We start from the raw sequence: 13,206 nt of genomic DNA, 5'->3' as shown, positions 1-13,206 counted from the left end.
AACAGGCTCCTCGGTATTAGACGGACAGGCTGTAGCGGCTCAGGTTGGTCAACAGATACGGATCGTTGGCGACGCGGGGACGGCGTCCCGGATCGCCCAGTGCATGACGCAGAAACTCTTGAGTGCGTTCGCTGGTGGGGTGCTGGAAAATCTGCGCGGCGCTGCCGTGCTCGACGATCACACCGTTTTCAGTGAAGTAGACGATGTCGCTGATCTCTTCGGCGAAACGCATTTCGTGGGTCACCAGCACGCAGGTCATGCCCTCTTCGGTCAACTCGCGAATCACCGTCAGCACCTCACCGACGGTTTCCGGGTCGAGGGCCGAGGTCACCTCATCGAACAGAATCAATTCCGGGCGCATGGCCAACGCACGGGCAATCGCCACTCGCTGTTGCTGACCGCCGGAAAGTTGTCCCGGATAAGCATCGGCCTTGTGCTCCATGCGCACTTTGGCCAGCAAGGCGCGGGCGTCTTTCTCGGCATCGATCCGGTTGCGCCCCAGCACTTTGCGCGGTGCGATCACCAGGTTCTCCAGCACCGACAAATGCGGGAACAGGTTGTACTGCTGGAACACAAACCCCACGCGCTTGCGCAACTCGATGCGCTGGGCTTCCTGGGCCAGGGTGTGAACCTCGGTGGTGCCGACGCGAAGGGTCCCGCGCTGAGGCTGTAACAGGCCGGTGATGCAACGCAGGATCGTCGACTTGCCGGAACCGGACGGGCCGATGATCGACACGGCTTGCCCACGGTGCACGTCGAGGTCGATGCCCTTGAGCACCGGGTTGCTGCCAAATGACAGATGCAGGTCGCGCAGGCTGACCAGAGGTTCAGCGACGGTTTCAGTAGAAGGCATAACGTCGCTCCAAGTGTTGGGTGAGTCGGGAAATCGGGTAGCAGTAAGCAAAGAACAGCACCAGCAGGCTCAGGTAAATAACCACGGTAAAACCGGTCAGGTTCACCGTGTTGCTGGCGATTTGCGCGGTGTCGATCACGTCATGCACGCCCACCAATGACGCCAGTGCGGTGCCCATGGTGATCACCGCGTAGAGGTTCATCCACGGCGGCAACATGCGCTTGAAGCACTGCGGCAGGATGATCGAGCGGAAAATCTGCCCACGGGTGAACGCCAGGGAACGTGCGGCTTCCCATTGGGTACTGGGGATCGAGGCGACCGCGCCACGGAAGATTTCCGCGACGTTGGCGCTCGCCGGCAACGCCAGGCCAAGGGTGACCTTGACCCAATCGGGGAACGAGACATAAGCGCTGCCGATGTGGATCTCGAACGGGAACACATAGGTGGTGAAATAGATCAGCACCAGCCACGGTGCGTTGCGAAAAACCTGCACCCAGATCCGCGCCGGCAAGCGCAGCAACCACAACGGCGACAATCCCAGGGCGCCCACCAGCAGCCCCAGCAACGACCCCAACCCGATCGCCACCAGACTGATCAGAATGTTCTGACCAAAGCCCACGACCAGCGCTGGCGACCATTGCAGCAAGGCCTTGAGCACCGGGCTGTACGGGGCGAAATACACCAGCCAGAGCACGGCAACCGCCAACAACAGCAACTTGCCGACATGCCGCCGTGGCCAGGCCATTGGCGCGGTGACGGACGATTCAATGGCCATAGCCGGGCATCCTCAGGCGCGCTTCGAGCAGGCGCCCCACACAATTGACGGTAAAACTCAGCAGACCAAAAAACGTCAGGATCAGAATCATCAACTCCAGCACGTTATCGCTCTGGGTCCAGATCATGATCGCCGCGTAGGTAATGTCGCCGACGGCAATCGCCGAGGCGACGGCGGTCATCTTCACCAGGTCGATCAGGTTGTTGATCAGCGACGGCAAGGCGAAGCGCAGGGCCAGCGGCAGTTGCACGTTCCACAACAACTGGCGGCTGCTGAACGCCAGCGAACTGGCTGCCTCCATCGTCACCGCTGGCACGGCTTCGATGCCGGCGCGCAAGGCTTCGGCATGGAACGCGCCCTTGTGCAGCGAGATCACGATCACCACCCAGGCGAACGGCGTCAGCGGGTTGGCCGCGCCGACGGCCTGGGTCAGCAGCATGTTCAGCACCAGGAACGCGCAGTACAGCTGCACCAGCGTCGGTGTGTTGCGGGTGACTTCGATAAACACCCGCGCAGGTTTCGCCAGCCAGGGGTTACCCGAGGTCAACATTGCCGCCAACCCGACACCCGCCAGCAAGCTGCCGACGATAGTGAACAGGCACAGCAACACCGTGGTCAGCGCGCCCTGCTCCAGGGTTCCGCGCTGATAGGCGTCCAGCAGAAAGCCGTAGTTCAGGCCGAAGCCGGCGGCCCAGTGGACGAACAGCTCCAGCAAATGACTCATGGTTCGCCCCGCAATTGCCCGCAGGCTTGAGCGATGCGTCGTCCGGCCTCGGCGACGGTTTCAGTTGCAGTGGCAATGGACAGGCGAAACCACGGCGACAAGCCATAAGCGCTGCCCGCTACGCCGGCCACGCCCTCCTCCAGCAAATACGCGACGACGTCGGCATCGGTTTGCAAGCGCTGACCATCCGGGCGATAGCGGCCCAATAATCCGGCGCAGCGGATAAATACAAAGAAACCACCTTGAGGTTCAAGCACTTCAAGGCCGTCGACTTTGCGTAAAGCACTCACCAGTAAATCCCGGCGTTGCTGATAGGCCGCGACCTGCGACCGCAAGAAATCCAGCCCACCGTCGAAGGCTGCCAACGCGGCGGCTTGCCCTACCGAAGAAGCGCCCGAGGTGGATTGCGATTGCACGACGGTCATCGCATTGGCCAGCGCTTGCGGTCCGGCGCCGAAACCAATGCGCCAACCGGTCATGGCGTAGGTCTTGGACACGCCACCCACCAGCAGGCAGCGCGACTGCAAATCCGGCGCGACGCTGAGCAGGCTCTGGGCCGGTCGACCGTCGAAGCGGATATGTTCGTAGAGCTCATCCAGCAGAATCAGCACCTGGGGATGGCGCCGCAGCACCTCGGCCAAGGCTTGCAGCTCGGCCGCGCTGTATACCGCGCCGCTGGGGTTGCCGGGGCCATTGAGGATCAGCCAGCGAGTTCGCTCGCCGATGTATTGCTCCAACTGCTCGGCCGTCAGCTTGCAGCCTTGCGCCAACCCGCATTCGATGAACACCGGCTCACCGCCGTTGAAGCGCACGCTGTCCGGAAACGACGGCCAGTAAGGCGTTGGCACCAGCACTTGATCGCCGTCATCAAGGGTGGCGGCGAAGGCATTGAAGATGATCTGTTTGGCACCGTTGGCAATCACGATCGATTCCAGCGGGTAGTCCAGATGGTTTTCCTGCCGGAGCTTGCGTTGCACCGCAATTCGTAAGGCCTTCACGCCCGGTGTCGGCGTGTACTTGGTGGCACCGCCAGCGATGGCGGCATAAGCGGCCTGCTTGATGTGTTCCGGGGTGTCGAAATCCGGCTCGCCGATGGTCAGGTCAAGGATGTCGCGACCGGCCTCGCGTAGCGCCGTGGCTTGGGATTTGGCGGCGGCATTGGCCGACAGCGAGACGCGCTGCACACGTTTGGACAGGCGAACATTCATGACTCGATCGCCTCCAGTACCTTGCCCGGATTGAGCAGGTTTTTCGGGTCCAGCGCCTGCTTGATCCGGCGCATAAGGTCGAGTTCTACCGGACTTTTATAGCGCCCGAGCATGTCCCGTTTGTGCTGGCCGATACCGTGTTCAGCGCTGATGGAGCCGCCGTGGGCGTGGGCGCTGTCGTGCACCAGTTGGCTGAGTGCCGCGTAATGGACCATGTGCGCCTCGACCGTCGAATCCTGCGGATGGGCGACGTTGTAGTGCAGGTTACCGTCGCCCAGATGGCCGAAGGTGTAATGCCGCACACCGGGAAAATGACACTGCAACAAAGCATCGGTATCGGCGACAAACGCCACCACCTGGGAAATCGGCACCGAGATGTCGTGCTTCATGTTGCGACCGGCACGCTTCTGCGCCTCGCTCATGTTTTCGCGCAATAGCCACAACGCCTGGCTCTGGGCGAGGCTTTCGGCGATCAGCGCATCGGCCAGCAAGCGCTGTTCGAAGGCTTCGCCCAGTACCTGTTCAAACGCTTCGCGGGCATGGCTTTCGCTGTGGTTATCGGACAGTTCCAACAGCGCGAACCAGGGCTGACGAGCGCCAAGAAAGGGTTGCGGGCCTTCGGGAAATTGCTCACGCAGCAGCGCGAGGCACTCGGCGTTGAGCAGTTCGAACGCAGTGAGACTGGCACCGAAACCGGCGCGGGCATGGGACAGGAACGTCACCGCTTGGGCCAACGAGTCGAAGGCCAGCAGCGCCGTGGCTTGGGCTTTGGGCAGCGGAAACAGTTTCAGGGTCGCGGCGGTGATAATGCCGAGCGTGCCTTCGCTGCCGATAAACAGGTCGCGCAAGTCGTAGCCGGTGTTGTCCTTGCGCAAACCGCGCAGGCCATTCCAGATTTCACCCTGGGCGGTGACCACTTCCAGGCCGAGGATCAATTCGCGGGTATTGCCGTAACGCAGCACCGCGGTGCCGCCGGCATTGGTGCCCAGGTTACCGCCGATGGTGCAGCTGCCTTCGGCGCCCAGGCTCAGCGGGAACAGACGCCCGGCATCACGGGCGACATCCTGAATGGTTTGCAGAATGCAGCCCGCCTCGACGGTCAGGGTGTCGTTGTCGGTGTCCACCGCCCTTACGCGATTCATCCGGTCGAGCAGCAGCAACACCGCGCGCCCACTGGCGTCCGGGGTCGCGCCACCCATCAGCCCGGTGTTGCCGCCCTGTACCACCACCGGCGTATCACACGCCACACAGGCACGAACCACCGCCGCGACTTCTTCGGTGCTGGCCGGATGGACAGCGGCAATCACCTGCCCCACATAACGGCCCTGTTTGTCGGTCAGGTACGCGGCGGCCTCTTCGTTGCTCTGCACATGACGGGCGCCGAGCAGTTGCTGCAAAGCGACGAACAACGGCCGACTCATGGCCGCACAGCCAACGGTGCCGCGTTGCGGTATTGCTCGTGCAGGTCACGCAAGGCCTGCGACGGCGCCATGCCGGTACGCTCGCCCAGTTCGATCAACCAACCGCTGCGGTGCCAATCACGCACAATGGCATCGAGTTTCGCCTGGGTATCGTGTTCGCCCTTGCGGACCCAGATCACCGAGTTCGACGGGATCAAATCACCCGGCAGCGGGATTTCATACCCGGCCCACTCGGCATCGCTCAACAAGGTATGCATGGTCGGGCTGACATGCACCGCCGCCACGCAGCCATTGCCGCGCAACGACAACAGCGATTCGGACTGGCTGCGGAACGCCTTGATTTGTGCGCCGTAGGTTTCCTGCAACGGCTTGATGAAGTTGCTGCCTTGTGACACGCACACCGGTTTGTCCTTGAGGTCGGCCCACTGGGTGATGCCCGTACCTTTGCGAATCAACGCGGCACCGCCGACTTCTTCATAAGGCGTGGGCACGTAATCGAGAATCTCGGCGCGCTCTTCGGTGAACTGCATATTGGCGATCAGGATGTCGACCTTGCCCTGTTGCAGGAACTGCACCCGGTTGGGCGCCAACACCGAAACCGTTTGCGCCTCGACGCCCAGCGCCTTGGCGATGCCCTTGGCCAGTTCGACGTTGTACCCCAGGTGCTCGCCGGTCTTGGGGTCGAGAGTGCCGAATGGCGGGCCACTGAGAATCACCCCGACGCTGATGGCGTGGCGTTGCTCGATCTTGTCCAGTGTGGCATCGGCCTGAGCGAGGCTGGCGCCCAGCACGGCGCATCCTGCCAGGCACAACGTGGCCAGGCCTCTAGCGGAAAAATATCGGTTCATGCGCGACTTCCTTGAACGACCGCCGAGCCAGTCGGCGGCTTATTGAAACGATGAGGTGAGCCGCTCAGGCACCGTTGGCCTGGAACTGTTTCTGTAAATCCACCAAGGCCGGTGACGCGGGGGTGATGCGATTGCGGGTCTGGGCTTCGATCAGCCAACCGCTGCGATGCAGCTCCTTGACGATCGGGTCGAGTCGAGCCTGGGTATCGCTTTCGCCTGGTCGGGTCCAGATCACTGAAGGGGCCGGGTTGAGTTCCGGGCTGAGCGCGCGATAGCCCTGCCATTCGGCGTTGTCGGTGATCAACGGGTTGATCAGCGTGGCGTCATGCACCGCCGCGACGCAGTTGTTGCCACGCAGCGCGAGCAAGGATTCCGATGAGCTCTTGAAGGCTTTGATCTCAACGCCCAATTCGGTGAGCGGCTTGATGTAGCTGCTGCCTTGGGAGGTGCAGACGGGCTGGCCTTTGAGGTCTTCCCAACGGGTGATTTTGCTGTCCTTGAGCAGCGCCGCGGAACCGCCGACGCGGTAGAACGGCGTCGGCACAAAACCGAGAATCTCGCCGCGTTCGGCCGTCCATTCCATGTTGGCGATCAGCAGATCAACTTTGCCCTGCTGCAAAAACTGCACGCGGTTGGCGGGCAATACCGGTACCAGTTGCACCTCGGCGCCCAATTGCCGGCCCAGCTCCTGAGCGAGGTCGACGTTCAAACCCCGTGGTTTCTGGGTACCCGGATCGATACTGCCAAAGGGGCCGCCGGACAGTACAACCCCCACTGTCAGCACATGGCGTTGCTGGATCTTGTCCAGCGTTGCATCAGCCTGAGCACTGGCACTGGCGGCCAATGAGATCAAGGCGCCCAGCATGGCAGGCAACAATCGTTTTACAGGTGAGCGCTCAAGCAACATGGATTTCCCCTCATGGAATGATCGGCGTCCCCCGACCTGATGTGAGGGCATCCTAGGTACAGCGTTGGTGTAACGGAAATTCAAATATCTAATATCGTTATAACTTGACGTGTTGCCGCTAAACGACAATCTTCGAAACCCCAGCAATTACTGGCATTTGTGGCTTGCACAATAAAATATCGCCAAAAATACATAAACAACTGTAATGTTTATGTTTGCAGCCTTGATATAAAAACAGCCTCGGGAATGGCCATGTCGACCTCATCTACCCTCGATCTCGAATTACTGCGCACCTTCATTGCCGTGGTCGATCACCACAGTTTTGCCGAGGCCGGCGCACAACTGGCCCGCACGCAATCGTCGGTCACCCAGCACATGCAACGCCTGGAACAAAAAGTCGGGGTGAGCCTGTTCGAGAAGCGCGGGCGACAGAAGCAACTCACCGAACCCGGTTTGCAGTTGCTGCGCCATGCACGGCAGATGCTTTCGCTCAACGACGATGCATTGAACTCGCTGCGCGAAAGCAACTTGAGCGGTGTATTGCGCATCGGCTCGCCCCATGACATTGCCGATACCATCCTGCCGCCGATCCTCAGCCACATCGCCCGCTCGGCACCACGCTTGCGCCTGGAGATCGATGTCGGCCGCAGCCCGTTTTTGATGGATGATCTGCATCGGGGCAAGGTCGACATGGTGATTTCCACTCGCGAAGACCCGACGCTCGAAGGCTTTGCCTTGCGCACCTCGCCGGTATGGTGGATCTGCTCGGCGCAGTACATCCATACGCCCGGCGAGCCCTTGCCGCTGATCCTGGTGGATGAGCCAAGCATCTATCGCCGCTATGCGCTGGAAGCCCTGGAACGCGCGAACATTCCCTGGCGCCAGGCGTACCTGGCGTCGAACCTGATTGGCATCAAAGCCGCGACGCGTGCAGGGTTGGGCGTCACGCCCAGAAGCATGGAAATGCTCGGCCCGGACATGCGCGTACTCGGCGAGACCGATGGCCTGCCACGGCTGCCGGACGTGACCTACCACTTATGGATTCGGCCCAACACCGTGAACCCGCTGGTGCGTCGGGCCTATGAGTTGATCAGAAGCAGCCGGGGGCTCTGACCCACTCAGCTTCCCTCGCTGCTGTGTGCTTCTTCAAAGAAGATGCGGTGCGCTTGAAAGGAGTCGCCATGAAAACCTCAACGTTATGGAAAGTGAGCACCGACAAAAAAGCGGCCGAGGCTGCCAATGCCTGTCAGTCAAGGAACGAAACCTGTGGGAGCGGGCTTGCTCGCGAAAGCGGTGTGTCATTCAACATTGATGTTGGCTGAACCGACGCCTTCGCGAGCAAGTCGAATCGTCGCACCGCCGCTCCCACATGGGTTGCGCTTAACTGACTGGTATTAGCCGAGGCCGCAGATCCTCAATGTCAAATTGGCTATTTCAGAGCTTGGCGATCGACACCTCGGTGGATTTGACGAAGGCAATCACCTCGCTCCCCACTTTCAATTCAAGGTCGCGCACCGACCGGGTGGTAATCACCGAGGTGACGATCCCGGAAGCAGTTTGCACGTCGATTTCAGACACCACTTCGCCCTCTAGTATTTCCTTGATGACACCCTTGAACTGGTTGCGGACGTTGATCGCTTTGATGGTCATGATGAGGCTTCCTGTCTGATGTCGGGCGCATCCGCATGGATGTGCAGACCCTCAAAGTGCATTACCTGAACCAACAACAAAAGGAATATATAATTATCTGTTTATTCCTTAATGGAATATTAATTCAAATAACAAAAACGAATTAATAAATACAAAATCAGTATTTATCGTTATAAAAATATCCACGTACTCTCAGCTCATCCCGTCATTCATCACCACAGTGAAGTGCCCTATGAATCCGACTGACAACCTCATCGACTTCGCCAGTTACCGCAAACGCAAACAGGCTCAGCAACGGGCACGGGCCATGTGGGAAATGTATGCACGTAACGCCGGTCTACAGGCCTATCAATGGGTCCAGGCCACCCATTCGACCGAGACCCGTCACGCATGAACGCGCAGCAACCCTCGCGATTTCTGGCGAGCGCAGACGAACCCGTGACGGACTTGAATAATCTGGAGCCGCTGGAAGAAGACCCGATCTGCGAGCGAGTCGCACAGAACCTGCAACGGCTGCGGGGCAAGCGTCACTTGTCCCTCGACGCGCTGGCCCGACAATGCGGTGTGAGTCGGGCAATGCTGGCGCAGATCGAGTCCGGACGCAGCGTGCCGTCCATCAAAGTGCTGTGCAAAATTGCCAAAGGCCTGAAGGTCTCGGTGGCCGCCTTTCTGGAGCATCGGGCCTTCGAAGGTGTGGCCGTGCTGTCGGCGCGTGAGAGCAAACGCTTGGTCAGCGCCAGCGGAGCCTTCGTCAGCCGCGCCCTGTTCCCGTTCGACGTGGCACGCCAATCGGAGTTTTACGAACTGCGCCTGAGCCCTTTGGGCGAAGACCACAGCGAGGGGCATGGCCCCGGTGTCCAGGAGAACCTGGTGGTGTCGCAGGGTGTGCTGGAAATCAGCGTCAACGATGAACGTTACCTGCTGTCTACCGGCGACTCGATCCTGTTCTACGCCGACCAGCCCCACCGCTACCGCAATCCCGCCGACAGTGAGGCCGTGGCTTATCTGGTGGTGACATATCCGGAACGCCTGGATTAAACACCTGAAAGCACCGCAGATCCCCGGTGGGAGCGGGCTTGCTCACGATGACGGTGACATATTCAACACCCACGAGCCTGACACACCGCTATCGCGGGCAAGCCCGCTCCCACAGGGGAAGCGGCCATTAACAAAATTTTTGTACGACACAAATCCTGTGGGAGCGGGCTTGCCCGCGATGAGGCCAGCACATCCAACATTGATGTTGGCTGACACGCCGCCTTCGCGGGCAAGCCTCGCTCCCACAGGGGAAGCGGTCATTAACAAAATTTTTGTACGTCACAAATCCTGTGGGAGCGGGCTTGCTCGCGAAGAGGCCAGCACATCCAACATTGATATTGGCTGACACGCCGCCTTCGCGGGCAAGCCTCGCTCCTACGGGGGAATGTGGTGCCTGCCGGAATGAAAAAGCCCCCGTAACCGTTAGGTCGCGGGGGCTTTTTTGTGTTGTCAGGTATCAGCAGGTGCAGCACATCAGCGGCATGCCATTGCAGCTCATCATCATCGGCATGCTGCAATCGTTCATCATTTTCATCATCAAGTCGCAGCAGCTTTTCATCATGTCCATGTTCATGCCGGCCATCGGCATGATTTTGCACATCATGCAGTCGGCCATCATGGTGCACTCCATCACGCACTTCATCGACGGCATCGGCATGCCCATCATCGGCATTGGCATCATCATGTTCATCGTCGGCATGGCCATGCTCGCCTGGGACATGCACATCATGCTCATGTTGGCGCAGTGCATCATCATCGGCATGCCGCAGTTCATCATCATCATCTGCATCATTTCAGCGCTGTTCTTGAACATGGCCATGTCCATGCCAGCGGCCGGCATCATTTTGCACATCATGCCGTCGTCCATCATTTCGCAGCTCATGGTCGCCATCATCATCGGCATGCCCATCATTGGCATCATCGACATGTTGGCGTTCATCATCGGCATTGGCATCTGCATGGCGTTCATCATGGTGTAACTCCCTAAGCGATTCGATAGTTGGACGAAGCTGATGGAGGCGGATTCTAAGGACTGGCGAAGGGACGACAAGATGATGGCCGAGCAGCAGGATTTGATGTTGAAACCGCTTTAGTGTCGCGGGCGGTACGGCACCGTCTGTTATAGCAGCGACAGCGTCTTCATCGCATACAGAATCAAAACGAAGACGTGGTTTTATCAGTTACGGATATTCGCCCCAGAGCTATATAAAGAACCGAAAGAAATAATCGATCTAAACAGTGCCGATTTTTTTATCCGAGAACTCTGGAGTCGATCAGTTAGCCGTATAGAACAATTTACGTCGACGTATTGAGCGCCACCGCGGCGCGAATCAGCGCCTTCAACGCCTCTTCATCAACCCTTTCGCCTTCATGAATATCAATGGCACGTCGGGTGTTGCCCTCGAGGCTGGCGTTGAACAGACCTGAAGGGTCCTCCAACGAAGCACCCTTGGCGAAGGTCATCTTTACGACATTCTTGTATGTCTCACCGGTACAGATGATGCCGGCGTGCGACCACACCGGAACCCCTCTCCATTTCAACTCCTCGACCACTTCAGGGTCGGCCTGCTTGATCAGCGTTCGAACCCGAGCGAGGGTCTCACCCCGCCAGTCAGTCAGCGCCTTGATTTTTGCTTCTATCAGTGCAGAGACAGAGCCTCCCTCCTCGCCGTCTTTTGGGTCGATCTTCTTCATGATGGTTGTCACTCCTCAGGGTGGGCGCCGGTAGGACCGAGCCAGCATAAATTCATGCTTATGCGTTATAGCACCGGTTCACAATGGGTATATCCGCACTCCGGCATTCGGCTACCGTCAACGTATATGACTTGATTGCACAGGCTCTGCTCCTGTGCGTTGAGCCCACCAGACACGAGGAAACCATGATGACTGCCCACAAAGCGGCCGCTGTTTTGTTGGCCCTGCTCAGCCCTGCCTTTCTGACATTGACCGCCCTGGCCGAGGAAGCGGGTTTTATTGCCGCCACCTCATCCGGACTCAACTGGAAACCTGCGCCGGCAGTGGGCCCCGGCGCAATGATTGCTGTGATTGAAGGTGACCTGAAAGCCGCCGAGCCCTTCACCCTGCGCTTGAAGCTGCCGGCCAATACAAAAATCGGCGTGCATACCCATCCCGTGACCGAACGCGTAACCGTTATTTCGGGCACCTTCTACTTCGCCACCGGAGACACATTCGATCCGGCACGGGCCAAGGCCTATCATCCGGGTGACACCCTGATCATTCCTGTGGGCATGTCGATGTACGGCGCCAGTCGAGAACAGGAAACCGTGCTTCAACTCCACGGCACAGGGCCCTGGGGGATCACTTACCTCAACCCGGCGGACGATCCCAGGAACAAAAAAATGCAGTGAGCGATAGCCAGGCACAATGAATCAATCATGCCTGGCCGCCGCACTATCACCCCTGCGAGACGCTTTTGAAGTCCGGCAACAGGCTTTTGGCTGGCATCGCTGAAGGCACAGCAACAATGTCCGCTTGAACCGTTTCGGGCTTCTGCTCCGCGGCCTCCCCGTTAAGCGCTTTGTGCATCTTGACGGTATCCAGCGCCCCCACCCATTTGGCAATGGCCATGGTCCCGACACCGTTGCCGATGGTGTTGGTGATCGCACGTGCTTCCGACATGAACCGGTCGACGCCCAAGAGCAGTACCATGCCCGCCACCGGAATGGTGCCGAGGGACGATAACGTCGCCGCCAGAATGATGAACCCCGAACCGGTCACCCCCGCCGAGCCTTTGGAGGTGAACATCAGCACCGCCAGAACGATCAACTGATCCGTCAGGGTCAGCGGCGTGTTCGTGGCCTGCGCGATGAAGATGGCAGCGATGGTGTAGTAGATCGCCTGGCCATCCGGGTTAAAGGTCAAGCCCGAGGGAATGATCATCCCGGCAACGGGTTTGGAAACACCGGCCTTTTCCATCTTGGAAATCATTTGCGGCAGCACCGATTCCGAAGAGCTGGTGCCCAGTACGGTGAACAGTTCTTCCTTGATGAATTTCAGAAACTTCCACAGGCTGAAACCGCTGTAGCGGCAAATCGGCCCGAGTACGAAGATCACAAACACTGCGCAGGTCAGGTAGACGCAAGCCATCAGTTTGCCCAAGGAGAACAGCGAGCCGAAGCCATACTTGCCGATGGTGAAGGCAATCGCCCCGAAGGCGCCGATGGGGGCCAGGCGCATCACCATGTTGACGATGCGAAACATCCCTTGCATCAGACTATCCAGCGTGTCGACGAACACCTTGGCGCGTGGTCCGACATGCGCCAGGGCAACACCGAGCAGAATGGAGAACAGCAAGATTTGCAGAACGTTGCCCTTGGCAAAGGCATCCACGATGGTGTCGGGGATGATGTTCATCACAAAGTCCATGAACGACGCATGCTTCACCGCCGTGGTGTAGGTGGCCAGGCTGGACGTATCCAGCGAGGCGACGTCAATGTTCATGCCCGCACCGGGCTTGAACACATCGACCACGACCAGGCCGACGACCAGCGCCAGCGTGGAAACCACTTCGAAATAGATCAGCGCACGAAAACCAACACGCCCCAGCTCTTTCATGTTCTCCATACGTGCAATGCCCGTCACCACCGTGAGGAAGATCACCGGGGCAAGGAGCATTTTGATCAATTTGATGAACGCGTCGCCCAAGGGTTTGAGCGCTGTTCCGGTTTCGGGAACGAACACCCCGACAATGGCGCCGAGGATGACTGCGATGAGCACTTGTACGTAGAGTTTGCCAAATATTCTTTTCATGACAGGGCCCT

Annotated in this window: 16 protein-coding genes; 5 read left to right on the top strand and 11 right to left on the bottom strand. The window is 59.1% G+C overall.

Annotated features, from left to right (window positions below; translation table 11 throughout):
• Positions 1 to 16: 16 nt before the first annotated feature.
• The 7 genes from AC1RQB_RS14430 to AC1RQB_RS14400 all read right to left on the bottom strand — a co-directional run bounded on the left by AC1RQB_RS14430 (position 17) and on the right by AC1RQB_RS14400 (position 6,736).
• Positions 17 to 853 carry an amino acid ABC transporter ATP-binding protein gene (locus tag AC1RQB_RS14430; protein WP_063343367.1) on the bottom strand — a complete coding sequence of 279 codons (837 nt, stop codon included), beginning with the start codon at positions 851 to 853 and terminating at the stop codon, positions 17 to 19.
• The gene (locus tag AC1RQB_RS14425; RefSeq protein WP_063343366.1) at positions 840 to 1,628 is read right to left on the bottom strand and encodes an amino acid ABC transporter permease; all 789 of its coding nucleotides are present in this window, start codon (positions 1,626 to 1,628) and stop codon (positions 840 to 842) included. Before AC1RQB_RS14425 ends, AC1RQB_RS14430 begins: the two co-directional genes overlap by 14 nt.
• Positions 1,618 to 2,352, bottom strand: a complete 735-nt coding sequence (locus tag AC1RQB_RS14420; protein ID WP_063343365.1) for an amino acid ABC transporter permease — start codon at positions 2,350 to 2,352, stop codon at positions 1,618 to 1,620. Before AC1RQB_RS14420 ends, AC1RQB_RS14425 begins: the two co-directional genes overlap by 11 nt.
• Positions 2,349 to 3,560 (bottom strand): aminotransferase class I/II-fold pyridoxal phosphate-dependent enzyme, encoded by a 1,212-nt coding sequence (locus AC1RQB_RS14415; RefSeq protein ID WP_063343364.1) that lies wholly within the window; start codon positions 3,558 to 3,560, stop codon positions 2,349 to 2,351. Before AC1RQB_RS14415 ends, AC1RQB_RS14420 begins: the two co-directional genes overlap by 4 nt.
• A complete protein-coding gene (locus tag AC1RQB_RS14410) occupies positions 3,557 to 4,981 on the bottom strand; it encodes an FAD-binding oxidoreductase (RefSeq protein WP_063343363.1) in 1,425 nt (474 codons plus the stop codon). Before AC1RQB_RS14410 ends, AC1RQB_RS14415 begins: the two co-directional genes overlap by 4 nt.
• Positions 4,978 to 5,829, bottom strand: coding sequence for a transporter substrate-binding domain-containing protein (locus tag AC1RQB_RS14405; RefSeq protein ID WP_063343362.1), 852 nt, complete (start codon positions 5,827 to 5,829; stop codon positions 4,978 to 4,980). The genes AC1RQB_RS14410 and AC1RQB_RS14405 overlap by 4 nt, the downstream gene beginning before the upstream one ends.
• Before the next feature lie 64 nt (positions 5,830 to 5,893).
• Positions 5,894 to 6,736: a transporter substrate-binding domain-containing protein gene (locus AC1RQB_RS14400; protein WP_063343361.1), complete on the bottom strand. Its 843-nt coding sequence runs from the start codon at positions 6,734 to 6,736 to the stop codon at positions 5,894 to 5,896.
• 252 nt (positions 6,737 to 6,988) lie between these two features.
• Here AC1RQB_RS14400 and AC1RQB_RS14395 point away from each other — a divergent pair, with 252 nt between their 5' ends.
• Positions 6,989 to 7,849 carry a LysR substrate-binding domain-containing protein gene (locus AC1RQB_RS14395; RefSeq protein WP_063343360.1) on the top strand — a complete coding sequence of 287 codons (861 nt, stop codon included), beginning with the start codon at positions 6,989 to 6,991 and terminating at the stop codon, positions 7,847 to 7,849.
• A 68-nt stretch (positions 7,850 to 7,917) separates the two neighbouring features.
• Positions 7,918 to 8,058, top strand: coding sequence for a hypothetical protein (locus tag AC1RQB_RS14390; RefSeq protein ID WP_157893831.1), 141 nt, complete (start codon positions 7,918 to 7,920; stop codon positions 8,056 to 8,058).
• Between the two features lie 112 nt (positions 8,059 to 8,170).
• On the opposite strand, the gene AC1RQB_RS14385 is transcribed toward AC1RQB_RS14390, so the two are convergent.
• The gene (locus tag AC1RQB_RS14385; protein ID WP_007904463.1) at positions 8,171 to 8,386 is read right to left on the bottom strand and encodes a TOBE domain-containing protein; all 216 of its coding nucleotides are present in this window, start codon (positions 8,384 to 8,386) and stop codon (positions 8,171 to 8,173) included.
• Between the two features lie 232 nt (positions 8,387 to 8,618).
• On the opposite strand from AC1RQB_RS14385, the gene AC1RQB_RS14380 reads away from it, so the two are divergent.
• Entirely contained in the window at positions 8,619 to 8,780 is a 162-nt protein-coding gene (locus AC1RQB_RS14380) for a hypothetical protein (protein WP_008071985.1), read from the top strand.
• The gene (locus tag AC1RQB_RS14375; protein WP_007904465.1) at positions 8,777 to 9,424 is read left to right on the top strand and encodes a helix-turn-helix domain-containing protein; all 648 of its coding nucleotides are present in this window, start codon (positions 8,777 to 8,779) and stop codon (positions 9,422 to 9,424) included. Before AC1RQB_RS14380 ends, AC1RQB_RS14375 begins: the two co-directional genes overlap by 4 nt.
• 457 nt (positions 9,425 to 9,881) lie before the next feature.
• Here the strand turns inward: AC1RQB_RS14375 and AC1RQB_RS14370 are convergent, their stop codons facing one another.
• Together AC1RQB_RS14370 and AC1RQB_RS14365 are read right to left on the bottom strand one after the other, a co-directional pair.
• Positions 9,882 to 10,397 (bottom strand): hypothetical protein, encoded by a 516-nt coding sequence (locus tag AC1RQB_RS14370; RefSeq protein WP_081235319.1) that lies wholly within the window; start codon positions 10,395 to 10,397, stop codon positions 9,882 to 9,884.
• Positions 10,398 to 10,720: 323 nt separating this feature from the next.
• The gene (locus AC1RQB_RS14365) at positions 10,721 to 11,119 is read right to left on the bottom strand and encodes a DUF1801 domain-containing protein (RefSeq protein ID WP_063343358.1); all 399 of its coding nucleotides are present in this window, start codon (positions 11,117 to 11,119) and stop codon (positions 10,721 to 10,723) included.
• 188 nt (positions 11,120 to 11,307) lie between these two features.
• Here AC1RQB_RS14365 and AC1RQB_RS14360 point away from each other — a divergent pair, with 188 nt between their 5' ends.
• The gene (locus AC1RQB_RS14360; RefSeq protein ID WP_063343357.1) at positions 11,308 to 11,793 is read left to right on the top strand and encodes a cupin domain-containing protein; all 486 of its coding nucleotides are present in this window, start codon (positions 11,308 to 11,310) and stop codon (positions 11,791 to 11,793) included.
• Positions 11,794 to 11,839: 46 nt separating this feature from the next.
• Here the strand turns inward: AC1RQB_RS14360 and AC1RQB_RS14355 are convergent, their stop codons facing one another.
• Entirely contained in the window at positions 11,840 to 13,195 is a 1,356-nt protein-coding gene (locus AC1RQB_RS14355) for a dicarboxylate/amino acid:cation symporter (RefSeq protein WP_008076641.1), read from the bottom strand.
• Between the last annotated feature and the right edge of the window lie 11 nt (positions 13,196 to 13,206).

The sequence above is a fragment of the Pseudomonas sp. GW822-FHT02E03 genome, from assembly GCF_058802325.1.
Note: the sequence above shows the minus strand (reverse complement) of the source record. Positions and strands in the feature narration are given on the sequence as shown.